The sequence below is a fragment of the Candidatus Micropelagos thuwalensis genome (genome assembly GCF_000469155.1).
Taxonomy (GTDB): domain Bacteria; phylum Pseudomonadota; class Alphaproteobacteria; order RS24; family RS24; genus Micropelagius; species Micropelagius thuwalensis.
Window position 1 is genome coordinate 22,518 of record NZ_AWXE01000004.1, and the last position, 24,241, is coordinate 46,758.

The following is a 24,241-nucleotide window of genomic DNA, read 5'->3' on the forward strand; positions in this document are numbered from 1 at the left end:
AATTATTTTCCATTTTTTTCTATAAAATTTTTTGCTACACGTAAAGCTAGAGCCATGACACTTGCTTGCGGGTTAACCGAGGGCGCTTCAGGTATTAAGCTGGCATCTGCAACATACAAATTTTCACTACCCCATATTTTTCCGTAAGAGTTCGCGGCACTTATTTTTGGATTTTCACCCATACCAATGCTACTAAAAATATGAATTGTCATAAGATTACACATTTTACGGGGCAGACCTCCAGATAGAGCCGAATACATTGCGTCAATGGAGTCCCAAGCATCCATGCCTGCAATCGATGGTTGTATCTTTTTTGCGCCACTTTCAAATAAACAAACTGCTAAGCTTTGCAGCCCAACTTCTAGGTTCTCCCAATCTTCTTCGGAAAGTTGAAAGCTAACATATGGATGTTTAGAATATGGAATGGATTTAATCTTGCCTACACCTGTTCCTCTTGCCATAGCATAATACATCCCCATATTCGAAAAAGATGGCATCATATGCGATCTAAATTCCCAGTCCTCAGCTAAAAACATTCCGAAAGTTGGTAGCGAAGCTATGGAACCACCGATTCTAAAATTAGGTAAAAATTCTGTTATTGCATAAAGAGGCAGTCGGCTTCTCTGAGCATTAATTTTCTCATCAAATTCTGCTAAAATACGTATTGTTGGGTGTAATTTAAAACCGCTTCCAACGGGGGCTTTGTATCCACTTTTAAGCAATAAGTTTGGTGTTTGAGTTGCACCTCCACATACAAAAAAATACTTAGCCGTAATTTTAATAGTTTGATAAATACCTTCTTTATTTTTCACTCTAGCCCGAGCACTTTTAACAGAAGTTTTAGATTTAATCAGCCTTTCTACTCGACAATGAGAAATTAACCTTCCACCATTATCTGTATATTGCCGAAGAACTGATGTCGACATTGACTGTTTTGCGCCAGTTGGGCACCCAATTGAACAATGATTGGTGCCAACGCATTTTTTCTGGCCGCGCTCCAAGGGCATGACCCCCCAATTTTTTAATTCACCAGCTTTTCGCAGTATTTCTGAGTGAAGGCCAAGACTCCCATCAGTAAATGATGCGTTTACAAGCCTAGCAGCTTGATCATAAAAAGGGAGAAGCTTTCCAGCTGAAAAATTTTCTATGGAGTATTTTGAGGCCCATTTTTCCAATAATTCTTCGGGGGTCCTTTGAAATATAGCACTATTAATTTCAGTGCTACCCCCTACACAACTTCCCTCAGCATATGCAACAGGCGATGATCCATTTGCTAACGTCAGCCCTCCAGCTCGCCACATTTTATTGAAACTTTTTGACAATGTTTCTGGAGCATTTTCAAATGGAATAGATGCGCCTTCTTCAAGCATAAGCACATCATAACCTGCATTTACTAATTCATTACCAACTGATGCTCCACCAGCGCCAGAGCCAATAACTAATACATCACAATCAAGGTTTTCAATTTTATGAAGATTGTGATCAGACATTCCTTTTTTTCCTATAAATTTCAATTCTTTCTTTACCAGTTTTTTCGCCCAACAATGACAAAACTTCTTCATTCTCCATAAATTTTATAATGACTAGAGAACGAAATAACCTTTCAACCATTTTTCCACCAGGTATTTTGCGCCAAAAAACAATAAATGAAGGGCCAGCAATTCGTATAGTGACTGCCATTAAAAATACCAGAACTAGAATAGGCACGAGAATGAAATATGGCTGTAGGCTTATTTGTTTTTGAATGAAAATAGATGCGTCGTCCACGATTTTTGTTTTTTCTACTTCAGAAACTACTGGGAAATCTGGAAGCAATGCATCTGATATTAACTTGTAAGATTTTTGCAAGCTCATAATAAATTCTATCCAATTTCTTTTTTTAAGTTGTTAAGGAATAAGAAAGCATGCAAATACCAATAATAATTACGAATATACCTAATACTTGGATAAAGCTAAGACTTTCACCAAGAATAAGGAATGATGATAAAGATAATATTGCGAAACCACTAGCAGCCAAAATTGGGTAACCAACGTTGACTGGTAGATAATCAAGTGCTTTAGCAAATAAAATCACATTAAGGGCATAGAAGGTTAGTGCTAATAAGAAATAAGGTGATATGTATTGCTCATATAAACTGCTATCGTTAGATATACCCTTTCGACTTATTTTTAATAATATATTACCTATTGTAGAATTAATGCCTGCCAATAAAACAAAAAACATTGCCCACTTCATAGGCTTAACCTTCCATCAAACAAGAAAGTAGGGAACAATTTGTAATATACGTTGTTTCATAGCTGATTGGTGTTTTGAACCAACTATTTTTCCATTTAAAATGTCGGATCGATTATCACAATACCAATCATATGAAGCTGCTAACATTTCATCATTCGAATACTTAGCTTCAAAACCTAACGATTTATAAGCTTCATCGGTGTTAAAAAACATACTATTACCATACATTAAAGAGTGATACGCGCCAAGCGGCGAAATACCTAGAGCGCTTGTGACGTTCATACCTATTTCTGTCAATTTTGCTGGCACTGACTTTACTTGTGATTGGCTACCAGCATGACGAACTAAATTTTCAAGAGCATCTCTCATTGTGCCAAATCGATTTGTACCAATATTAAAAATACCATCAATTTTGGCATCGCCAGCAAGTATACATGCAGTAGCTAGGTCGTCTGAATGTACAAACTGATATATATTCTTACCAGACCCAATAACAGGAATATTCCGCCCTTGATAAATCCATTCAAATAAAATTTGAAAAATTCCAAGTCTGCCTGTTCCAAGCACAGTTCTAGGACGTATAATAGAGCAACTTAACCCTTTTTGAGAATATTCATGACACAAACTTTCTCCAGCCAATTTAGCTTTTCCATAATCTTCCTGGGGTTTAGGCTTAGATGATGAACTAACAGGGTTAGTATCAGGAATCCCAAAAACTGCACTAGAAGATGTATAAACAAATCGCTTTACCTTTTTTTTAAAACCTCATCTAGAAGGATTTTCATCCCTTCATAATTTACTGACCAAAAAAGCTTACGATCTTTTGCTATAGGAACTTGAGCAACATTATGATGAATAACCTCTACATTCTCTAGCGCCTTAATAATTGAAATTCTATCCCTGATATCACCCTGAACGATAGTCAGATTGGGATGTTCATATTGCGGGGGATTTAAATCAAAACAAGTAACTTTATGTCCCGCCTTTAAAAGTCTAAGAACCAACGTCTCACCAAAAAAACCGGCTCCACCGGTGACCAAATACATTTCATAACCTCTAGCTTTTGATTTGAATTAAGTAATTAGTATCTATGTTTGATGCAACTTGTTGTTCTTAATAAGAAGCTATTTGCAACATATTTTAAATCAATTAAATGCCGCAAATTTTAGAAAAATGGTGCCGGCACACGGACTTGAACCGCGGACCCTCTGATTACAAATCAGATGCTCTACCAACTGAGCTATACCGGCTTAAAACAAGAATTTGTATAACGACTATGTAAATGCTTTTCCAGCATTTTTTTGAAAATTCATAGTAATTGACTAACTTCTCATAAAAACTCATTATGCTTGAAATTCATCATGAATAACGTCATTTTTCTCATATGAACGGAATGTCAACATTCTCTGAGATAGATAAAGTCCCACAACCACCTGCGGACAGACCTGTGGTGATTGTTGCACTTTATAAATTTACATCCCTCCCCCAATTTGAGGAGCTACGCCCGCCGCTTCAAACAGCCGCGCGTAAGGCAGGTGTGCGCGGCACACTTTTGCTGGCGCATGAAGGCATTAACGGCACGCTTGCCGGTAGCCGCGAGGCAATTGGTAGTTTTCTTGAACGACTTGAACGAGTATCCGCCATAGGTGCCCTAGAAGTAAAGTTCTCTTTCGCGGAAGAACAACCTTTTTATCGGATGAAAGTCCGCCTCAAAAAAGAAATTGTCACACTCGGTCAGCCCGCTGTTGACCCGACGAATACGGTGGGTACTTACGTTGACCCAGCAGACTGGAATCGCCTGATTGACGACCCAGATACGCTCGTGATTGACATACGCAATGATTATGAGGTGTCCATCGGCACATTTGAAAATGCCGTTAATCCAGAAACATCAAGCTTCCGTGACTTTGCCGATTTTGTGGAAGATAAGCTCAAACCTCTGATTAAAGATAAGAAGCCCAAAAATATCGCTATGTTTTGTACGGGGGGGATACGCTGCGAAAAATCTACAAGCTATCTGCTACAAGAAGGGTTTGAAAATGTATTCCATCTAAAAGGCGGGATACTCAAATATCTCGAAACAATCCCACAAGATAATAGTAAATGGCAGGGTGAATGTTTTGTCTTTGATGGTCGGGTTTCTGTCGGGCACGATTTACAGCCAGGAAGCTATGATATGTGCCATGCCTGTCGCATGCCTTTATCATCAGAAGAAAAACAACACCCCGCTTATCGCCCTGGAATATCGTGCCCTAAATGTATCGACAATCTGAGCGAGGCCCAGATTAAAAGGTTTTCAGACCGCCAAAAACAGGTGAAGCTCGCCAAGCAAAGAGGGGAAGCACACATAGGCAGTTTTCAAGATATGAATGAGAGTTAAAACACGTGGTCGCGTTACCGTCAGTTCCAGTTATTTACAGCTTCAGAAGATGCCCTTATGCCATGAGGGCACGGCTTGCCTTACTCGCCAGCGAACAAATTTGCGAACATCGCGAGATTCTTTTGCGGGATAAGCCTGCAAGCATGTTGACCTTATCCCCAAAAGGGACGGTGCCGGTTATGTGGTTACCAGATGGCAGGGTGTTAGATGAAAGCCTTGATATCATGTATTGGGCGCTACACAATAATGACCCGCTTGGCTGGCTTGAATACACATCCAATGAAATTTTTCTGGCCACCAAACTCATTGAAGAAAATGACGGGCCGTTTAAACATCATCTTGATCGTTATAAATATGCAGACAGATATGAAAAAGAAAATCTTGAAACCCACCGAGATGGTTGTCTCGAAACACTCGAAAAGTTAAATGCTCAGCTCAATGGCAATAACTGGCTGTTCGGCGCGGAAGCACGTATGGTTGACTACGCAATTTTACCGTTTATTCGACAATGTCGGATCGCCAATAGCGATTGGTTTGACTCGCAAAACCAGTTGGAGGATTTGCACCTCTGGCTACAAAACTTTCTGACCTCAGATATATTCAATACCGTCATGCATAAATATGAAGTTTGGAAAGATGAGGATGACCCTGTGGTTTTTCCACCAGCGCACTGAGCAGGTAATGGCTAACTAGTGACGTAAAGCAGTCAGGTCAGGGCTTTCAAATTTAAGTTTTTGAATAACTATGCGTTCTTCCGCCAGTATGGGTGCGATATCTGCATGTTCCTCAATACGTTTCTTCAACGCGTAAAGTTTTGGTGAGTCGGCTTCAGTTAGGCGATACCCCGCATGTTCGACATTGAAGAAATGAGTCATAACACCAATATCGGCAATCGTCATCCTATCCCCAATTAACCAGTCACGATCACCAAGAATAGACTCAATATAGGTAATAACTTCTTCCATATGCTTAAAAGCTATTTTTATTTTTTCGGCATCATAGGTCTCGCCCCGCGCCCAAGAAAAGAAAACATTTCCGAAAACGCCAAAGGTGCAATTCAGGGCAATAAATGTATCGCCATATTCCTCAAGCCAAAGTGCTTGCCCGTAGTCTATCGGATCTGTGGGATAAAAAGACAGGCTAGGCTGAAGCTTGTCGAGAAATCCTGCAATTGCTGAACTGTCAGCGAGGGCAATTTCTCTGTTGCCATCGTCAATCATCAGAGCTGGGATTTTTTTGAGAGGGTGAATTTTTTCATAGCCTTCAGGCACACTCAACGGAGAAACTTGAACATCAATGTCATAATCGATTTTTTTAAGCGCCAACATAACTCTGACCTTGCGGACAAATGGCGACAACATCGCCCCATATAGTTTAAGTTTCACGACACACCCCTTCCGTTGAATATTCCTGAAACTTACACAAACTTCACGGGATTAACAAACTCTGATATTGTGCTGTCATGGTCTGGGATTTACCTATACGCATTTTTCATTGGCTACTCGTTCTCAGTATTTGTGGCTCGTTCATCACCATTCAGAATGATTGGATGCTAGCGCATGAAAAATGCGGGCTGACAATTTTGGGGCTACTGGCCTTCCGTCTTATTTGGGGTGTCATTGGCTACCCAACTGCCCGCTTCGCGCAATTTGTCAAAGGGCCGCGCGCAATATTTGCCTACCTACACCAACTTATCGGACGTGAAAAAGTTTATTCATTTGGACACAATCCGATTGGCGCTTTATCGGTCATCGCTTTGTTGTCAGTTATTTTGTTACAAGCGCTATCCGGCACACTTTCCACTGACGATATAATTTATGACGGCCCGCTTTATAATGTTTTTCCGATGTTCACAAAATTTGCAGGAAGTTTGCATCAATTTTTGCCACCCTTAATTCTATCTCTTATTGCTCTACATCTCATCGCAATAGTTTGCCATCGCATTTTTTTCAAAGAGAAACTCGTATCGCAAATGATTACAGGCAAAGCACAGGAAGGTAACCTGCTTTTAGAGAATAAGAATCAATGTAAACCGGCAACCCTCTCAGGGCTTGCTGTCATGGTAGCGTGTGTTCTGGCGAGTTGGAGCCTGACACTTTTACACTAGTCAGCTTTGATACCAATTTACTTTTTATTTTTCGCGGTATTTTTTATGGCAGGCTTTGCAACTCGCACCAACACTACCGAGCGCGGTTTTAACCAAACTGATATCATTTTGTTCTGCCGCTTTTTGCAGGTCTAAAGACGCTGTCTCAAATGCTTTGGCAGCAGATTTAAATCCTTCAAAATCTGTCCATATTTCCGGCTTGGCTTCGTCATTATCGCTGTCACTACCGAATGGAAATGCCTCAGGCATATCTTTGGCCCATTTAACCAGAACCGTCGCCTCAGCTTTGATGGCCTGATAATCTTCCGCAGGAAGATGTTCACGATACAGGGCTTTCATAGATGCACCACTGGCTTTAAATCTTTGTTTTCTTTCTTCTTGAGCCGCCTTGATGGCCTCGTCATTCTGCGCCATTAGAGGTTCCAAACCTGCAAGCGATACCCCGACTAAAACAGGAATACCCAACAGAATAAAAAATCTTTTAAACACTATTCCCTCCCAATATTGTAGGCAGCGCTACTATCTCACTTAATTCAAGACTCGTCATGCAAAATCTTAGAAATTGCCCCTGACCAGCGTGATAAAATCGTCTCCCGCCGCGCCGAAGGCATAAGCGGTTTAAAACTTCTATCGAGTTGCCACTTCTCGGTAATATCGTCAAGCGTATCAAACATACCCTGCTGCAATCCGGCAAGATAGGCCACGCCCAGAGCCGTCGTTTCAACCGTGACAGGACGGTCAATTGGAATATCGGTAATGTCCGACAGGTTTTGGACGAACCAATTATTATTCACCATGCCGCCATCGACCCGTAAATGTGACGGGGATGATAAACCTTGTGCAGACATATCGGAGCGCATGGCAATTAAAAGGTCTTCTGTTTGCAACGAAACAGCTTGCAGAGCAGCATGAGCAATCTCGGCCTTTCCCGCATTTCTGGTCAATCCCATAATCGCTGCACGTGCCTCAGGACGCCAATGCGGTGCGCCTAAGCCGGTAAAGGCGGGCACTAACACAACTTCATTATCTGGATCAGCAGCGAGAGCCAGTGCTTCGGTTTCAGATGTGTCACGAACCATATTCAGCCCGTCCCGCAACCATTGCATAATCGCACCTGCCATAAAAATGCTGCCTTCCAGCGCATAAACTGTTTCGCCATTTAAACGATAGGCAATCGTAGAAATCAGGCGATTGGTTGATTGCACCTGCTGCGCACCCGTATTCACCAGCGCGAAACATCCCGTCCCATAGGTTGATTTCATCATGCCCACCTGAAAACAGGCCTGACCGAAAGCTGCGGCATGTTGGTCTCCGGCAACACCGGCAATTGGAATTTCAGTTCCAAATAAACTGATCTCTGTCATGCCGAAATCATCCGCGCATTCTTTAACCTCTGGCAAAATGGCCGCCGGAATATCGAACAGGCGCAATAAGGTCTCATCCCATGCGTTGGTAGAAATATTAAAGAGACTTGTACGCGATGCGTTTGTCGCATCCGTGGCATGCACCTTACCGCCGGTCAAATTCCAGATAAGCCAGCTATCCACGGTTCCGAATGCCAGGTCACCCGCTTCTGCGGCTGCGCGAGCGCCCGCCACATTATCCAATATCCACTTAATTTTCCCGGCTGAGAAATAAGCATCAAGCAACAACCCGGTGCGGGCATGTACCATCTCTTCATGCCCTTGACTTTTCAGGGCGTCATAAAAATCTGCTGTACGGCGATCCTGCCAGACAATGGCAGGGTAAATAATTTGCCCCGTATGCCGGTTCCAAAGAATGGTCGTTTCACGTTGATTGGTAATTCCGATACCCACAATCTCAACATTCGGCACCCGTTGAAGCGCTTGACGACACATGGACAACGTATCCTGCCAGATATCGACAGGGTCATGCTCGACCCAACCGGACTCGGGGTAATGCTGTGTCAGTTCTTTTTGTGCGATTGACAATGCCTGACCGGATTGTGAAAGAACAACCGCCCTGCTGGAGGTCGTGCCTTGATCAATGCTGAGAATAACTTTATCGCTCATCCTGCTTTCATATCAAAATTATTGACGAGTCACACCTTTTACGTTTTGTTTTATATTAAAGAGGAACCCCGCATATGAAAATAGCGTTGACCGCAACAGACCAACCCAAGGCGCAAGAAGCCCACGCCGAACTTTCCAAACGTTATGATATTGTCGATGCAATAGACGCCGACATAATCATCGCGCTCGGTGGTGATGGTCTTATGTTGCAATGCCTCAAAAAAAGCATGGATACCCATCAGAAAATTTTTGGCATGCATTGTGGCTCTGTCGGTTTTTTGATGAATAATTATAGCCCAGATAATTTGGAAGATAGACTGACAGCAGCCGTTGAAAATAAACTTAGCCCGCTAAGAATGACCGCAACCGATATTGGGGGTACAAAACAAGAGGCACGGGCCATTAATGAAGTTTCTTTATTACGCAAATCCGCGCAAGCCGCACATTTGAAAATCATGGTTGATGACCGAGAAAGATTATCAGAACTGGCATGTGACGGTGTGATGGTTGCGACGCCTGCAGGGAGCACAGCTTATAATCTCTCCGTACATGGCCCTATTCTTCCAATAAATGCACCTCTTTTGGCCTTGACCCCGATTTCTGCCTTTCGCCCTCGGCGTTGGCGCGGCGCCCTTCTGCCCGATAATGCCAAGGTAACCATCAAATGCCTAGATTATGAGAAACGCCCGGTCAGTGCCATGGCAGATAATTTTGAGATTTTAAATGTGACAGAGGTTGATATTGAGCAGGATAAATCAACTGAACTGAAAATTTTATTCGATGCTGATCACAATCTTGATGAACGTATTCTTAACGAGCAATTTGTTAATTAAACAGTTTCTGTTTGACGCCCCAAGCCTCTTTTAACAAATAAAGTCATCAAAAGTAGCGATAGAGTGAACATAGTAATGGCGAGGCTCAACCCAACAAGGTTATCAAAAGTCCAGCCACTATCTAGCAAAATACCCGAGACCCATGGCGCGAGAGACGTTGCATAAATAAAAAAAGCGCCGGTAAGGGATTTAATTGAGCCGAGGAATTTTGTGCCGTAGAGCTCTGGCCACAAGCTTGCACCACATGTCCCCATCGATCCAACATTCATTCCAACAAGCGACATGTAACAAAATAGCGCCAAAGTCTCCGGTAGCGCATGCGAATTTAAAAGAAAAATATAAGCCCCAATTATTGGAATAGCAGTAAAAGGCAGAACATTAACCGCTGAGAAACGGTCAATCATAAAGCCCGTAAACAAGGATATGACAACCTTGATAACTGCATAAAGCATGAAAGCCGAGGCAAGTGTAGAAATATCCCAGCCTCTTTCAGCCACCAAAACTGTATGCTGGAAATAAATCCCTGTGAGCAATAGTGGCGACGTAAGCACAAATAAGGTGAAAGGGTAAAATGCCCAATCCTTTAGCACTTCCATCCGCGACATGCCTGTTTCAATTTCTTGATTAGTTTCGTTCTCACTGGAGGTTGAGGGAACGGGCTGTGCCTTACCCAACCAAAGCACGAGAGGCCATCCGATAAACAACAGAAACAGACCAAAGACCAGCCAGCTTTGTTGCCAGCCTAAATTCAGAATGAGAAAAACCACAATTATCGGATAAAGGCCTTCACTCAATGGAAGCCCTGTCTGTGCCAATGCCAAAGCCCGCCCGCGATTTTTATTATAGGCGCGGGCGATAGCTGTGCCAGCAGTGTGCGTACAAAGCCCCTGCCCAAAATGTCGAAGCATAAAAAGGGCAAGAAAAAGTGTCACAATATTTGAGGAAAACGCCATAAGAAAGCAGCTCGTAATCAAACCAAATAACGTTATGGACGTAAAATATGACAAGCGCATCCGGTCTACAAACAAACCCGACCACATCAACAGAAGACCGCTAGACAGTGTCGCGATGGAATAAATCAAACCCAAATCGGACTTACTGAGATCAAAACTTTTTAGGACTTGGTTATTATAAAGGGCGATAACATAGGTTTGCCCAAAGCCTGAAAAAGCCATGGTTATAATGCCAAAGCCGGTAAAACGCGCATTTTTTTTAATGAATTCAAAATATGTCATAGCTACCGATATTCGCGCCTTACTTCTTAGCTCAATATGCTTCACATATTAATAGTCACATCACCTGCTTCATCTAAAGGCAATTTTCTGTTCAACATAATGTTTCTATTCAGACAAAGTATAAGGGCGGCCAAGGAGCCGATAAACAATCCATCATAGAGACCAAAAACACCACGCTCTAAATAGATACTAGATATATAGGATATGGGAATCATCAAACAGCCAAAAGACATAAAATGAATAACAGGTGCCGACCAGTTATCCCCTCTTGCGCGGAAAGATTGTGCAATAAGCGATTGTCCCGCATCCAACAAAATCGCATAGGCTGCGAAAGACAAGACTTTGGCCGCAAGTGCAGTAAGTTCACGATCAGATGAATAAAAACCGACAATATAATCCGAATAAAAAATCATACACAGTGTCAGCGGTAACATAAGCGCAAATTGAGTGCCTAACCCAATCCAGCCAAGCCTATAAACCTGCCGCCAATTTTTTGCACCATTCGCATTGCCGACCCTGACAGCCGTTGCTGTACCAACCCCAAGACCAAGCATGAAGCAGAGGCTAAAAAAATTCATCGTGATGGTGTGCGTAGCTAAAGAGAGTGTACCAATCATACCTGCAAAAACAGACAGAAATGAGAAGGCCGTATTTTCAATACCCATGCTCACCCCCGCAGCATAACCTATACGTCTTTGCTCTCGCGACGCATCGGAATTTCGAAGAGGACGCCTACGCACTGCATATTTCTTCTGGTCATGCATAAACCAGACATAAGCAAAAATCATCACCACCATAATTAAGCGTACAATATTGGTTGCCCATGCCGAACCCTCGGCTCCCATTGCAGGGAACCCCATACGACCATTAATCAAAATATCATTTAGATAAATATTCGCGACATTCACGATGAGAATAATAATCATGCCGGGTCGAACACGATTAATGCCTTCCAGAAAATATCCGGTGGTGACTTGCACCGCAATCAATGGCATGCCGAGGCCCATAATCATCGAAACCCTGCCTCCTGCCTCAGCAATTTCAGAGGGTTGACCCAGCAAGGTCAAAAGCGTTTCCCCGCAAGCACAAATAGCCAAAGCTAAAAGTCCAAGCACAGCTGCAATAGGTAGAGAACGCCACCAGCTAGCACCGCACTCCTCATAACGACCTGCGCCAAAATGATTGGATACTTTAACCATCGTCCCCATCAACAAGCCGACAATAAACAATATACAAATACTGCTTGGCACAAGACCAATTCCCAGAAATGCCAGCTCGTCAGAGGCATGGCGTCCAACCATAATCGTATCGACGACCACAAGACTGAAAATGGCTACCCGGCTGATGACAACTGGCCAAGCCAGTTCGACCAGAGAGGCAATTTCCTGCCATAAGCTCCGTGGGGGACGGCTCATTGAGAGGGCCAGTAAGTTAAAACGTCGTTAATTTCGGGTCTGGCACGCTCCTTTGGCGGTTCCATCGCTGTGCCAATATAAATAAAGCCTGCAATTTTTTCTTTTTCATTAAGTCCCAGCAAGGAGGCGACTTTCGTATCATAAGCAATCCATTCGGTGAGCCACTGTGCAGCAAAACCCATGCTTTGTGCTGCCGTGAGGAGGTTTTGACATGCCGCACCCGCAGACAAAAACTGCTCCCAGTCTGGAATTTTCGGATGTGCTTTTGGCGAAGCAACGACTCCAATCACAAGCGGCGCGCGTTGCAAGCGGTTTACTTCCAATTGCAAATCTTCATCGGTTGCCTCTGGCACATTTTGCTTATGTATATTGGCAAAACCTTTTCCAGCTATTTCACGGGCCTCATTTTCAAATACAATAAACCGCCAAGGCGCCAATTTGCCATGGTCGGGAACACGTGCTGCAATTTCTATAAGGTCTTTAATTTGTGACTCTGTCGGCCCGGGCGTCGTCATATTGCGCGCCATAACAGAACGACGCGATTTTAGAAACTCATGAAGTTGTGATGTTTGATAGTTGGTCATGAAACTCTCGACGGAAACATATTCACCAAGATATAGGTCAATACCAGCTTTGCCCAAATTTAGGAACTGATTTGAAAAATAGTTAGATATATAGCGATTAGTCTGATTTAAAAATCGAGGTGAATTTTTTGAGTTTAGCACTGATAGAGTGACGTCTTAGCTCTTTTTTGACAACATCGTCACTCAAAACCTAATTCATGTGGATGACACGTCGTACCCCGTAAAGATTTTGCCCATGCCAACTATCTTTTGTACAATGGAGAATATTCGCAAAGGGATTAAAACCTCAAATGGCAATGGTTTCTAACTTTAGCTGAAATTCGACCTCATGCTTTAAGATAATATCTAAACTCTCAAATCGGGAGGTGTTGCTTCAGCTGCGAGCATTTGCACGGCCTCATCAAGCGACAAAATCTGAGACTCTTTTGAACCCAATCTGCGCATGGAAACGGTCCGCCCTTCCGCTTCACGCCCCCCTACAGCAAGAATAACCGGAATTTTCGACACCGAATGTTCCCGAACTTTGTAATTAATTTTCTCGTTACGCAAATCAATGCCCGCGCGCAAGCCTGCTTCTTTAAGAGCTTCCATCACTGTCACGCCATAGCTATCCGCCTCAGTCGTAATCGGACAGACCATAATCTGATCTGGGGCCAACCAAAGCGGCAACTTACCCGCATAGCTCTCCAGCATAATGCCAATAAACCGTTCAAGCGTTCCGAGAACCGCACGGTGAAGCATGACCGGTCTGTGCTTATTGCCATCCTCACCGACATAGGATGCGTCAAGACGTTCGGGCAAAACAAAATCAAGCTGTAACGTACCGCACTGCCACGTTCGACCAATGGCATCGCGCAGATGATATTCAATCTTTGGTCCATAAAAGGCGCCTTCACCCGGCAATTCTTCCCAATCTAGGCTCGCGGCTTTTAAAGCAGAACGTAAACCATCTTCTGCCCGATCCCAGACATCATCTCCACCGGCGCGTAATTCAGGACGTAAGGCAAGTTTAACACTCACATCCTCGAAACCAAGATCTGTATAGACCTGCTTTACAAGATTACAAAAATCAACAGCCTCCGAAATAATTTGATCTTCGCGGCAGAAAATATGCGCGTCATCTTGTGTCATCTGCCGAACGCGCATCAAACCATGTAAAGCGCCATGCGGCTCGTTTCTGTGACAACAACCAAACTCAGCCATACGTAACGGAAGATCGCGGTAGCTTTTAATGCCCTGTTTGAAAATCTGAACATGTGCAGGGCAATTCATAGGCTTTAAAGCCATGAGTTCCCCCTCCCCAGAAAGAACAGCTTCTTCATCCTCAAGTGACGGCACTTCGTCGGGCACAACAAACATATTCTCACGAAATTTTTCCCAGTGTCCGGATTGCTCCCAAAATTTCTTATCGAGAATTTGCGGGGTTTTAACTTCCTGATAGTCATTTTCAGTCAGCCGACGACGGATATATTGTTCAAGCGACTGCCAGATTGTGTATCCCTTGGCGTGCCAGAAAACCGAGCCCTGTGCCTCTTCCTGCAAGTGAAACAAATCCATATCCCTACCAAGTTTACGGTGGTCGCGTTTCTCAGCTTCTTCCACCATATGGAGATAGCTTTTCAGATCCTTTTCATTCCCCCAGCAAGTTCCGTAAATGCGCTGTAGCATTACATTATTGCTGTCGCCACGCCAATAAGCGCCAGCCAGTTTGGTGAGTTTAAATGCCTTACCCAGCTTCCCAGTTGATGGCAGATGTGGCCCACGGCATAAGTCCTTCCAATCCCCTTGTCGATAGACACTCACATCCTCTCCGGCAGGAATGGACGCAATGATATCGGCTTTATAAATTTCACCAATATTTCGGAAATGAGCAATGGCCTCGTCACGGTTCCACACCTCACGGATAATTTCTTCGTCGCGGTCAACAATGTCCCGCATGCGTGCTTCAATTTTTTCCAGATCGTCCAAACTGAACGGGGTTTCTCTGGCAAAATCATAATAGAAGCCGTTTTCAATGACCGGACCAATCGTCACCTGTGTATCAGGAAAAAGCTCTTGAACAGCCTCCGCCAAAACATGCGCGCAATCGTGGCGCATCAAATCAACGCCCTCCTCATCAGAAGCTGTCAAAACTGCAATCTCGCAATCACTGTCAATTACTGTCGCCAAGTCAACAGCCTCACCATTGATTTTGAGTGCCAAGGCTTTTTTTGCCAGCGATTTTGAAATCGACTCGGCAAAGGCAATGCCAGTCAAAGGTTCATCAAATTGCCGTGTAGCCCCGTCCGGAAGAGTGAGTGTAATCATTTTTTATTCATTTCTGCCTGTGTAGCTTTTAATCTCCAAGGTGCATACCAAGGTGCAGGTAAAATCTCAACAGGTACGGGGTCAAATCCGCTTTCCCCTCCGAACCGTTCTATCGGATGACAACGCGACAATCTATTAAGTGTCAGCCAGAAACCTACCCATGTTCCATGCTGGCGTATCGCCTTTTCCGCATAACTTGAGCATGTCGGTTCAAACCGACAACTTGGCGGTGTAAAGGGGGAAACCAGAAATCGATAGCCCCAAATCGGTACCAATAACAAACCACGAAAAAAATAAGATACGATTTTCATTGCACTATCATATTAAAGGTTCGTTATATTACCAGTGTGAACACACCCTAAAAAAACAAGATAGAGGACAATCGGATGAATTATATAAAATGGGCAGAAAGTAAAATAATAAATTTTAAATGGTATGATATTGGCCTCATCAAACTTAGTGTCTTTTTCTTTGCTTTATTGATTGCAAAGCTCTGCCCTGAAGTTCTTGGGTTCCATTGGGGATTATACTTGGTCGCTGGATTGGTGTTGGCTCTACCTGTTTATTGGAAGATGCTGACAGCTTAGAGTTATAACTCTCGATTAAACACCAAGCTGGGCGAGACAATCTTCTACGGCATCAAATGTTAAGAGAGTAGAGGCATGACGGTTTTTATAGTCTCGAACTGACTCGAGTAAGCTAAGCTCTGACCAATTACCGCCTCTATCAGAATTTTGTGGAGGGTCGCCATTTTCTTTGAGCATACGCCGCATGTCACGCGCCACGGTACGCAGTTCATCTGGCGTAGCGCCGATAATTTCCCGCGCCATAATCGCCGAGGAGGCCTGCCCAAGCGCACAGGCTTCAACCTCATGTGCAAAATCGGTCACAATGCCGTCATGCATATTCATATCCACACAGACTTTAGACCCGCAAAGTTTCGACACGGCTGAAGCACGCGCATCAGGTGCATCTAATTGACCAATGCGGTCAATCTTAGCAACAAGGGCTAGTATTTTCTGGCTGTATAAAGCGTCCATAATGAAAAAATTAGAACAGTTTAACCTATCTGGCGAGTCGCCATATTGTCCCGCTGGGGCCATCTTCAATCACGACACCCATCGCAGTCAGCTTGTCTCGTGCCGCATCAGCCTTCTTATAATCACCGGCGCTACGCGATTCGGCACGTTCTGCAATAAGTGCTTCCACCTCATCACGGTCTATGCTGGCAGCGGCCTGAGCAAACCAGTCATCCGGAGATTGCTGCAGCAAGCCCAGCAAGCTTGCCGCCGAGAGAAAAGCCCCTTTTGCCTCGGCTGTTTCAATTGATTTAGAGAATGCAAAAAGTTCAGCCAAAGCCTTTGGGGTATTCATATCATCGCACAAGGCTGCCAAAAACGCTTCAGGCGGGGCAACATCCTTTGCCTCAATATCCGCTACATCTCGCAAGACACCATAGAGACGATCTAGGTTTTTGACAGATTGCTGCAGAAGAGACGGCGTGAAATCTAGGGTCTGACGATAATGTCCCTGCAACAGCGCCAACCGCAATGCCTCACCGGGGGCATCAGCTAGCAAATCCTCCACCAAAGCTATATTTCCGAGAGATTTGGACATTTTCTCTCCGGACATATTCAACATACCATTATGCAACCAGTAACGCGCCAAAGGTGCACTATGCGTACACCGACTTTGCGCGGCTTCATTTTCATGGTGCGGGAATTGTAAATCTTGACCACCACCATGAATATCAATGGTCGTACCAAGATGTTTTTGTATCATTGCGGAACATTCAATATGCCATCCTGGGCGTCCCCGCCCCCAAGGGCTGTCCCATCCCGGCAAATCCTTAGATGAAGGTTTCCACAGCACAAAATCAGCTGCATCACGTTTATAAGGCGCCACTTCAACTCTGGCCCCGTCAATCATATCCTGACGGTTGCGGCCTGACAGCGAGCCATATTCGGGGTCTTTTGCAACCTCAAATAGAACATGTCCTTCCGCTTCATAGGCATGACCCGACACAACGAGGCGCTCAATCATCTCAATCATTTCTTCGATATGTCCGGTGGCATGCGGCTCGATATCAGGGGCGGCAACCCCCAAAAGCGACATATCTTCGTGGTATTTCGCCTTAAAAAGGTCGGAAATTACCGAAATATCCACACCTGCATCAGCCGCCTTGGCATTAATTTTATCGTCTACATCCGTGATATTGCGTGCATAAATAAGTCTTGGATATAGATATCTTAAAAGACGCGCTAAGACGTCAAAAACAACGGCTGGCCGCGCATTACCAATATGTGCAGGCCCATAAACAGTAGGGCCGCAGACATACATGGTTACCCTGTCAGGATCAACGGGATGAAAATCCAGCTTCTCTCTGGCGGCAAGACTATATAGTTTTAACTGCATTTTGCCGCACAATAAGCCCCTTTCAAGACTAAAACAAGTAAAGCCCTTCATCCAAAGACTAAAATTATTCGTAAAGCACATTAGTCATAGCTTGTGCTTGACCCTAAAAAAGCAGAAGCTATATTTTTGATAGCTTGTTATGGGTTTTACGCAAAACCCTATGCATGATTTAGCGGCGAACACTTTTACGCTTCATGGCATAAGTCGTGACATGTGGGTGCCAGAACAGAACACGGGCATTTAATACGGGCAAGAAAATCCCATGAAAATGTGCCTGACGTAGGCCGGGGCGTTATTCCCAGGCAAGAGGCAGAATACAATGGATGTACGAGTAAACGACTCAAAAAATGTTAATGATGTCGAAAATGAGCGAGATGTGAAAGTGGCTAAACCATCAAGAGAAACAGCCGAGGAAGCTGTCCGAACTCTGATTGCATGGGCTGGAGACAACCCGGATCGTGAGGGATTAATTGATACACCAAAGCGTGTTGTTAATGCCTATCAGGAGTTTTTTGCAGGATATGAGGAAGACCCCGAGGAAGTTCTGGGTCGCACTTTTGAAGATGTTGAAGGTTATGACGACATGGTCATGCTCCGTGACATCGATTTGGAAAGTCACTGCGAGCACCACATGGTCGCTATCCTTGGCAAAGTGCACATTGCCTACATGCCTGTCGAGCGCGTGGTTGGCATATCAAAGCTGGCACGGGTTATAGAAATTTACGCCAAGCGCTTACAAACGCAAGAGACTATGACCGCCCAGATTGTCGATTGCATTCAGCGCGTTCTAGAACCAGCAGGCGTTGCCTTGTTAGTTGATGCAAAACACCAATGCATGACCACACGCGGCATTAAAAAACCTGATGTAGCTACCATTACGACAAGGTTTACTGGGGTCTTTGCGAATGATCCGCGCATGGAAGCCCGTTTCCTTGCCATGATTAACAACTAGCAGTATAAAGACGCTCAAAATCACTTCGGTTCTAACCGATCTTGAAGGGTGTTGAAAATGTCAGGTCCATTTTCGGAAAGAATTTCAGTTGAACAGGTCGAGGAAAGTAGCGAACTCGCGCCTAAATTTGATGTGAATGGGCTTATCCCCGTCGTCACAACCGACCATGAAACCGGCGAATTGCTCATGCATGGCTACATGAATGAAGCGGCTTTCCTGAAATCAATCGAAACCGCAGAAGCGCATTATTACAGTCGTTCGCGCGAAACCATCTGGCATAAGGGCGCGACGAGCGGTCTGATTCAAAATATCGTTGAAATGCGGATTGATGATGACCAGGACGCGGTATGGTTGCGCGTAAAAGTTGCTGGTAATGGCGCAAGTTGCCATGTCGGCTACCGGTCCTGTTTTTATCGTTCCGTACCTACGGGTGCTGTCGATGAGAAGCTAACGCTTCAGTTCGAAGAGCACGACAAGGTCTTTGACCCTGTTGAGGTTTACGGCGACGCGCCGAACCCAACAAAGCTTTAAAGCATTAAACTTTACCCGGCGACAATATAACTTTTTAGTGCCTCGGCTTCAGCCTCGGTGTCCATGATGCGTCGTTTAACGACATCACCAATTGATACCAAACCGCAAATCTTACCTTCATCAATAACCGGCAAATGACGAATGCGTTTTTCGGTCATAATTTCCATCGCCTCAACAACAGTTGTTTCATTTGTAATGGTGACCGGGTTAGATGACATGAAATCGCTTATTGGTCTTTCAAGGGCTGGGGCTCCATGATTGGACAGAGCACGCACAACATCTCTTTCGGAAATAACACCTGCCATAGGTTCTTCAGGGCTTGTTGTGACCAATATTCCCACTGAGCGATTTTCGAGCACCGCAATGGCGTCGGAAAGCTTGTTGGAACTATCAATAGTAAGTACGTCCGTCCCTTTATCGCCAAGGATCATTTTAACATTCATATTATTCATCCTCCTGAAGATATTTTGTATCAATAAAAATTTTGATGCAAGGGCAAGGCTTTTGAGGATTAAAAATACTTGTTTCTATCTCTTATTTTTATGAGTGCGTGCGCCAGACCATTCACCAAAATCAACATTACCGGGGCCACCGGAAGGTGATAATGGCGGGTTTTCGAACCATCCGACAAGCAGGAGTCCGGCAAAAAATCCACCAAGATGCGCCTGCCAAGCCACAGATACAGATGCCCCACCCGGCGAGACAGATATCAACCCAAACAAAACGTTTAACACCACCCATAATAAAACAAACACAAGGGTTGTGCCATTGGTGAAAACTTTTCTTAATGGCAATAGGCGCGTTCGACGATTAGAACTGGCCAAAATATCTCCAGAAAAGGCGAAACGCGCTGCCGCGCCCAGCATAGCCGCAACACCGCCAGACGCACCGATAATAGGTACCGACGTTTCTTGACTGAAAAAAAATTGTACCTGAATGGCAATGACACAGCATATCAAAAAAAACAGCAGGTATATTTTTGCGTTACCCATACGTTTGGCGACTGCCGAACCAAAGGCGAGAAGCCAGACCATATTCATGAGCAAATGCTCCCAGCTAGCATGCAAAAAGGCATAGCTAACAAGTGTCCAGAGCTTGTGCCCTTGCGAAAAATCAGCAGGAACAAATGCCATTTTTAGAAATAGGCTGACGCCAAGTTCTGGAGGAAGAATTTTATTGAAAGTGATATGTATGATTACCATCAGACCTATCAAAAACAGAATGGCGGACGGCGCTTTTAAAATGGGTTCATTTTTTGAGATTTTCATTTTTTAACTTTTCTTCAATCAACAAAAGGCGGTCATTCCCAAAATACATATCTGTTTCATTGATAAACATTGTTGGTGAACCAAAACCACCTCTTTGGCACAACTCATCTGTATTTTCCTGCAAGCGAGATTTTATGACATCATCCTTCAGGGAGGTTAAGAAATCATTTACCGGCAAATCACAAGCCTCAGCAATGCCCGACAATATATCTGGATGGCTCACATCCAGACCATCTCGCCAATAAGCCTCGAAACCAAGCCGCGCATATTCCGGCAGTTTGTCGTGGTCGAGCGCAAAAAAAGCCCCGCGCATGATATTGACCGCATTGACCGGAAAAATGTCAGGCCAATTAATCTCCACACCACAAAAATCTGCCCAATCTTTTATATCTTTAACGCTGTAATTTAATTTTGCCTTATTGGGATTTGCACGTGTTTGGTAAAGCTCCTGATTGACGCTATTGAACACCCCACCAACCAAAATTGGACGCCAAACAAGTTCCGCTTGCATTTTTTCAGCTAAAGCCTCAATGCGGCTAAAAGCCAGATATGTCCATGGGCTTGAGATATCAAAAAAGAATTCAAGACGCGCCATGCTAGTCAACAAAATCCAAAACCTGCCGCGGCAAAAAGTCTTTGCAACGAATATGATCGGAAATTTTTTCTGCCATCATAATCGTTGGCGCATTTGTGTTTCCACCAATCAAGGTTGGCATGAGTGACGCATCAACGATTCGTAAACCTGTCACGCCATGTACTTGCCCGTTTTCATTGGTAACAGCCATGGCATCTGAGCCCATCTTACAGGTTCCGACCGGATGATAAAGCGTCTCACTCGTTTCCCTAATCCAAGCATCCAGCGCAGCGTCATCCTCAATATCCAGTTCTGGATTTGGTTTCAACCTCTCGCCGCGATATGGATCAAAAGCTGCCTGATTGAAAATTTTATGCATGCAACGGATACCGTTTCTCAAATCACGGCGGTCATTTTCAGTTGAAAAATAATTAGGCCGAATAGCCGGCGGCGATTGCGGGTCAGTATCTTTTAGCCCAATAGAGCCACGGCTTTCAGGGCGACAAAGATAAACCAAACCACTAAAGGCGTGCTGGGTGGACGTTCTGTCACCTCGCGCGTGACTGTCCTCAAGCCCCATAGAGACATAATGTATCTGAATATCAGGAATATCTTTTTCTGGAGCAGATTTAATAAAAGCGCCCGCAGCACAGGGAGGGTGAGCCGCATCACCCTTTCCAGCGATTAAGTATTTAATACCCGCAAGAGCTTCAGGAATTGCCCCCACGGATTTGTGCATAGTTATGGGCTGCGGGCAGGCAAACTGGTAAGTCACAGCAAGATGATCCTGCAAATTTTGCCCTACGCCTGGCAAGTCATGGATGACCGGGATGTCAAAATCTTTCAGATATTGCGCATCTCCGACACCGGATCTCAATAATATTTGTGGAGAATTAAGTGCACCTGCAGAAAGAATAATTTCCTTGTCGGCAGTCAGTCTTTGTTTTTTTCTTTTGTTCATAATGTCGACGCCTACTGCACGATTACCCTCAAAAACAACTTTATCAACCGTTACATAACTGAGGACAGTCAGGTTTTTACGCTTCAGGGAAGGATGCAAATAGGCGCGTGCAGCGCTCCAACGACGCGCCCCTTTTATTGTATGCTCATAGCGCGAGAAACCTTCCTGCTGCTTTCCATTAAAATCCTGCGTTTCAGGAAAACCGGCCTCAACTCCCGCTTGTACAAAAACATCAAGCAAGATATCATTTTTGCGGTCAGATTTTTGAACACTTAGTGGGCCTGAGTCGCCATGATAAGCGGCATCCCCATTACCCTTATAGGTCTCTGCGCGTTTGAAATAAGGAATGACGTCCTCATAAGCCCAACCCTTATTGCCGAGTTGCGACCATAAATTATAATCCTTAGCGTGACCTCTCGTATAAATCATCGCATTGATTGATGAAGACCCTCCCCAACCTCTGCCGCGTGGCCAATAGAGTTGCCGGCCATCCATATTGGGATCGGCCTCCGTCTCAAAACCATAATTATGTTTGCCAGCTTCAGGAACGATTTGAGAATATCCTGCTGGCATATGGATGAAGAGGCTTCTATCTCGCCCCCCGGACTCCAACAAAAGCACACGGCAATCGGGATCCTCACTCAGCCTCGCGGCAAGCACACAGCCAGCGCTTCCGGCGCCTACAATAATATAATCATATTTTTCCACCTTACCCCTCCACGCCTTCAAATTAATCAAGCACTAAAGCAGATTAAATCACAATCCAAAATAATGTGAGAAGTGCAAACATCAGGCAAGAAGTTTATGTGTCCAGCTCACATAAATCGGATTTGAAACGCTTCCAATTATCAACATAGGACAGCGCCGATAGCCGGATAAAATTAACAGCATCATCATTCAATGTCTTAACAACTTTACCAGGTGCGCCCAGAACCATCGAATTGTCGGGTATCTCGACATTTTCTGTAATCAGTGCATGACTGCCAATCAGACAATTATTACCGATTTTAGCGCCATTCATCACGGTAGCCCCCATGCCGATGAGCGTGTTATCGCCAATCTCACAACCGTGTAAAACAACCTGATGACCTATCACGCTATGACTGCCGATTGTTAGCGGATAACCCATATCGGTATGAAGAACACACTTATCCTGAACGTTAGAGTTTTCGCCAATGATAATGGCTTCATTATCACCGCGAATAACTACCCCAAACCAAACGCTGGCATTTTCCTTAAAAATCACCTTGCCGATAATCTGAGCATCCGGAGCAGACCACCAGTTGCCACTTTCAGGAAATTCAGGGGAAGACGCCCCCAAGGCATAAAGAGTCATCAATCAAATCTTTCATCGCCGGAAAAATCATCTGACAAATCAAAATCAAGAATTGCCATTGAGAAATTATAGCTAACCTCGCCATCTTCTTCATCTTTGGTTAATGTAGCGATAAATTCCTCATCCATCAGCACCTCAACCATATCCTGACGTGGACTTCTTTTTAGCTCCAACGCGTCGGTTTTAAATAGCTTCCTCAAATAGGCTTCAACTTTGACGATCTCGTCATTATTCATATTAATCTCTCCCAATACTCAAATATCTTTTCCAATATTATGGTCCATCTCGCGTGACGGTTCCGGCGTGGAAACTTTACCGATGACTTTTGCCGGTACACCTACAACGGTTGAGTAGGCAGGCACGTCAGTTAAAACGACGCTCCCCCCACCAATCTTGGCGCAATCACCAACCCGGATATTGCCCAGTACTTTCGCCCCGACGCTGATTAATACACCATTGCCAATTTTGGGATGCCTGTCGCCACCTTCTTTACCGCTACCGCCCAGCGTCACGCCATGCAACATGGACACGTCATTACCAATAACTGCCGTCTCACCGATCACAACACCGGTTGCATGATCAATCATGATGCCTGTGCCGATTTTCGCCGAGGGGTGAATATCCGCGCCAAAAAGCTCAGATGCTCGACTTTGCAAGTAAAGTGCTGTTCCGTGTTGATTATTTGTTATGAGGTGATGCGCTGCGCGATAAGTTTGCAAAGACAAAAACCCTTTGAAAAATAAAAGTGGCGCGAAATAAGAAGTACAAGCCGGGTCACGGTCATAGACCGCCATGATATCCTCTTCAATGGCAGCAATAATTGCCTCATCAGCATTATAAGCGTTTGATAGAATGGTATGGATTTTATCATGTGGAATGTGCTCATTGCCAAATTTAGTGGCCAGATTATAAGCCACTGAGTCCGAAAGGGACTGACGATCGAGAACAACTTTCTTAAGAAAGGACTCCATGACCGGTTCTGAGGCAATCACGTTTTCCACCTGCTGTCGAATGACTTCCCATATACCCTCGCCCGCCATGTTTTATTCCCTAGCTATCTTCATTAATGTGTAT

General features: G+C 44.4%; 27 protein-coding genes, 1 tRNA gene and 1 pseudogene. 7 read left to right on the top strand and 22 right to left on the bottom strand.

Annotated features, from left to right (window positions below; all coding sequences use genetic code 11):
• Positions 1 to 2 precede the first annotated feature (2 nt).
• The 5 genes and pseudogenes from RS24_RS04680 to RS24_RS04700 form a co-directional block, all read right to left on the bottom strand.
• Positions 3 to 1,490 (bottom strand): GMC family oxidoreductase, encoded by a 1,488-nt coding sequence (locus tag RS24_RS04680; RefSeq protein ID WP_021777038.1) that lies wholly within the window; start codon positions 1,488 to 1,490, stop codon positions 3 to 5.
• Positions 1,483 to 1,854, bottom strand: coding sequence for a hypothetical protein (locus RS24_RS04685; RefSeq protein WP_021777039.1), 372 nt, complete (start codon positions 1,852 to 1,854; stop codon positions 1,483 to 1,485). Before RS24_RS04685 ends, RS24_RS04680 begins: the two co-directional genes overlap by 8 nt.
• A 25-nt stretch (positions 1,855 to 1,879) precedes the next feature.
• On the bottom strand, positions 1,880 to 2,236 hold the full coding sequence (locus RS24_RS04690; RefSeq protein ID WP_021777040.1) for a DMT family transporter: 357 nt from the start codon (positions 2,234 to 2,236) through the stop codon (positions 1,880 to 1,882).
• A 15-nt stretch (positions 2,237 to 2,251) separates the two neighbouring features.
• Positions 2,252 to 3,282: pseudogene (locus tag RS24_RS04695) on the bottom strand (NAD-dependent epimerase/dehydratase family protein).
• 128 nt (positions 3,283 to 3,410) lie between these two features.
• Positions 3,411 to 3,486 (bottom strand) — tRNA-Thr (locus tag RS24_RS04700).
• A gap of 143 nt (positions 3,487 to 3,629) precedes the next feature.
• Here RS24_RS04700 and trhO point away from each other — a divergent pair.
• Both trhO and RS24_RS04710 read left to right on the top strand, forming a co-directional pair.
• Entirely contained in the window at positions 3,630 to 4,616 is a 987-nt protein-coding gene (gene trhO, locus RS24_RS04705; protein WP_051295618.1) for an oxygen-dependent tRNA uridine(34) hydroxylase TrhO, read from the top strand.
• A gap of 5 nt (positions 4,617 to 4,621) precedes the next feature.
• Positions 4,622 to 5,290, top strand: coding sequence for a glutathione S-transferase (locus RS24_RS04710; protein WP_239642402.1), 669 nt, complete (start codon positions 4,622 to 4,624; stop codon positions 5,288 to 5,290).
• 15 nt (positions 5,291 to 5,305) lie between these two features.
• Here the strand turns inward: RS24_RS04710 and RS24_RS04715 are convergent, their stop codons facing one another.
• Entirely contained in the window at positions 5,306 to 6,001 is a 696-nt protein-coding gene (locus RS24_RS04715) for a glutathione S-transferase family protein (protein ID WP_131443737.1), read from the bottom strand.
• A gap of 77 nt (positions 6,002 to 6,078) precedes the next feature.
• Here RS24_RS04715 and RS24_RS04720 point away from each other — a divergent pair, with 77 nt between their 5' ends.
• Complete coding sequence (locus RS24_RS04720; RefSeq protein WP_021777046.1) at positions 6,079 to 6,723, top strand: cytochrome b/b6 domain-containing protein; 645 nt, start codon at positions 6,079 to 6,081, stop codon at positions 6,721 to 6,723.
• 24 nt (positions 6,724 to 6,747) lie between these two features.
• On the opposite strand, the gene RS24_RS09740 is transcribed toward RS24_RS04720, so the two are convergent.
• Both RS24_RS09740 and glpK read right to left on the bottom strand, forming a co-directional pair.
• A complete protein-coding gene (locus RS24_RS09740) occupies positions 6,748 to 7,212 on the bottom strand; it encodes a c-type cytochrome (RefSeq protein WP_021777047.1) in 465 nt (154 codons plus the stop codon).
• A gap of 44 nt (positions 7,213 to 7,256) precedes the next feature.
• Complete coding sequence (gene glpK / locus RS24_RS04730) at positions 7,257 to 8,756, bottom strand: glycerol kinase GlpK (RefSeq protein ID WP_021777048.1); 1,500 nt, start codon at positions 8,754 to 8,756, stop codon at positions 7,257 to 7,259.
• 74 nt (positions 8,757 to 8,830) lie between these two features.
• Between glpK and RS24_RS04735 the strand changes: the two genes are divergently transcribed.
• Positions 8,831 to 9,589 (top strand): NAD kinase, encoded by a 759-nt coding sequence (locus RS24_RS04735; RefSeq protein WP_021777049.1) that lies wholly within the window; start codon positions 8,831 to 8,833, stop codon positions 9,587 to 9,589.
• Here RS24_RS04735 and RS24_RS04740 read toward each other — a convergent pair.
• The 5 genes from RS24_RS04740 to yidD form a co-directional block, all read right to left on the bottom strand.
• A complete protein-coding gene (locus RS24_RS04740; RefSeq protein ID WP_038300754.1) occupies positions 9,586 to 10,824 on the bottom strand; it encodes an MFS transporter in 1,239 nt (412 codons plus the stop codon). The genes RS24_RS04735 and RS24_RS04740 overlap by 4 nt on opposite strands.
• Positions 10,825 to 10,865: 41 nt before the next feature.
• Complete coding sequence (locus RS24_RS04745) at positions 10,866 to 12,239, bottom strand: MATE family efflux transporter (RefSeq protein ID WP_021777051.1); 1,374 nt, start codon at positions 12,237 to 12,239, stop codon at positions 10,866 to 10,868.
• Positions 12,236 to 12,823, bottom strand: coding sequence for a nitroreductase family protein (locus RS24_RS04750; protein WP_021777052.1), 588 nt, complete (start codon positions 12,821 to 12,823; stop codon positions 12,236 to 12,238). The genes RS24_RS04745 and RS24_RS04750 overlap by 4 nt, the downstream gene beginning before the upstream one ends.
• Before the next feature lie 345 nt (positions 12,824 to 13,168).
• Positions 13,169 to 15,130: a threonine--tRNA ligase gene (gene thrS, locus RS24_RS04755; protein ID WP_021777053.1), complete on the bottom strand. Its 1,962-nt coding sequence runs from the start codon at positions 15,128 to 15,130 to the stop codon at positions 13,169 to 13,171.
• Entirely contained in the window at positions 15,127 to 15,441 is a 315-nt protein-coding gene (yidD, locus tag RS24_RS04760) for a membrane protein insertion efficiency factor YidD (RefSeq protein WP_081696242.1), read from the bottom strand. Before yidD ends, thrS begins: the two co-directional genes overlap by 4 nt.
• 75 nt (positions 15,442 to 15,516) lie before the next feature.
• On the opposite strand from yidD, the gene RS24_RS04765 reads away from it, so the two are divergent.
• On the top strand, positions 15,517 to 15,717 hold the full coding sequence (locus tag RS24_RS04765; RefSeq protein ID WP_021777054.1) for a hypothetical protein: 201 nt from the start codon (positions 15,517 to 15,519) through the stop codon (positions 15,715 to 15,717).
• Between the two features lie 15 nt (positions 15,718 to 15,732).
• Here the strand turns inward: RS24_RS04765 and RS24_RS04770 are convergent, their stop codons facing one another.
• Positions 15,733 to 16,173: an iron-sulfur cluster assembly scaffold protein gene (locus RS24_RS04770; protein WP_038300833.1), complete on the bottom strand. Its 441-nt coding sequence runs from the start codon at positions 16,171 to 16,173 to the stop codon at positions 15,733 to 15,735.
• Positions 16,174 to 16,195: 22 nt separating this feature from the next.
• Positions 16,196 to 17,545: a cysteine--tRNA ligase gene (gene cysS, locus RS24_RS04775; RefSeq protein ID WP_021777056.1), complete on the bottom strand. Its 1,350-nt coding sequence runs from the start codon at positions 17,543 to 17,545 to the stop codon at positions 16,196 to 16,198.
• A gap of 319 nt (positions 17,546 to 17,864) precedes the next feature.
• Here cysS and folE point away from each other — a divergent pair, with 319 nt between their 5' ends.
• Positions 17,865 to 18,497 carry a GTP cyclohydrolase I FolE gene (gene folE / locus RS24_RS04780; RefSeq protein WP_021777057.1) on the top strand — a complete coding sequence of 211 codons (633 nt, stop codon included), beginning with the start codon at positions 17,865 to 17,867 and terminating at the stop codon, positions 18,495 to 18,497.
• 57 nt (positions 18,498 to 18,554) lie between these two features.
• Positions 18,555 to 19,028 carry a phosphoribosyl-AMP cyclohydrolase gene (gene hisI, locus RS24_RS04785; protein ID WP_021777058.1) on the top strand — a complete coding sequence of 158 codons (474 nt, stop codon included), beginning with the start codon at positions 18,555 to 18,557 and terminating at the stop codon, positions 19,026 to 19,028.
• A gap of 11 nt (positions 19,029 to 19,039) precedes the next feature.
• Here the strand turns inward: hisI and RS24_RS04790 are convergent, their stop codons facing one another.
• From RS24_RS04790 to cysE, 7 genes are all read right to left on the bottom strand, one after another.
• Positions 19,040 to 19,471, bottom strand: a complete 432-nt coding sequence (locus RS24_RS04790; RefSeq protein ID WP_021777059.1) for a CBS domain-containing protein — start codon at positions 19,469 to 19,471, stop codon at positions 19,040 to 19,042.
• 84 nt (positions 19,472 to 19,555) lie between these two features.
• Positions 19,556 to 20,296 (bottom strand): rhomboid family intramembrane serine protease, encoded by a 741-nt coding sequence (locus tag RS24_RS04795; protein ID WP_021777060.1) that lies wholly within the window; start codon positions 20,294 to 20,296, stop codon positions 19,556 to 19,558.
• Positions 20,277 to 20,891: a 2-hydroxychromene-2-carboxylate isomerase gene (locus tag RS24_RS04800; RefSeq protein ID WP_021777061.1), complete on the bottom strand. Its 615-nt coding sequence runs from the start codon at positions 20,889 to 20,891 to the stop codon at positions 20,277 to 20,279. Before RS24_RS04800 ends, RS24_RS04795 begins: the two co-directional genes overlap by 20 nt.
• Before the next feature lies 1 nt (position 20,892).
• Positions 20,893 to 22,539 carry a choline dehydrogenase gene (locus RS24_RS04805; RefSeq protein WP_021777062.1) on the bottom strand — a complete coding sequence of 549 codons (1,647 nt, stop codon included), beginning with the start codon at positions 22,537 to 22,539 and terminating at the stop codon, positions 20,893 to 20,895.
• Positions 22,540 to 22,633: 94 nt separating this feature from the next.
• Positions 22,634 to 23,167, bottom strand: a complete 534-nt coding sequence (locus tag RS24_RS04810; RefSeq protein WP_021777063.1) for a gamma carbonic anhydrase family protein — start codon at positions 23,165 to 23,167, stop codon at positions 22,634 to 22,636.
• Positions 23,167 to 23,403 (bottom strand): DUF3126 family protein, encoded by a 237-nt coding sequence (locus tag RS24_RS04815; RefSeq protein ID WP_021777064.1) that lies wholly within the window; start codon positions 23,401 to 23,403, stop codon positions 23,167 to 23,169. Before RS24_RS04815 ends, RS24_RS04810 begins: the two co-directional genes overlap by 1 nt.
• Before the next feature lie 18 nt (positions 23,404 to 23,421).
• Positions 23,422 to 24,207: a serine O-acetyltransferase gene (gene cysE, locus RS24_RS04820; RefSeq protein WP_021777065.1), complete on the bottom strand. Its 786-nt coding sequence runs from the start codon at positions 24,205 to 24,207 to the stop codon at positions 23,422 to 23,424.
• Positions 24,208 to 24,241 lie beyond the last annotated feature (34 nt).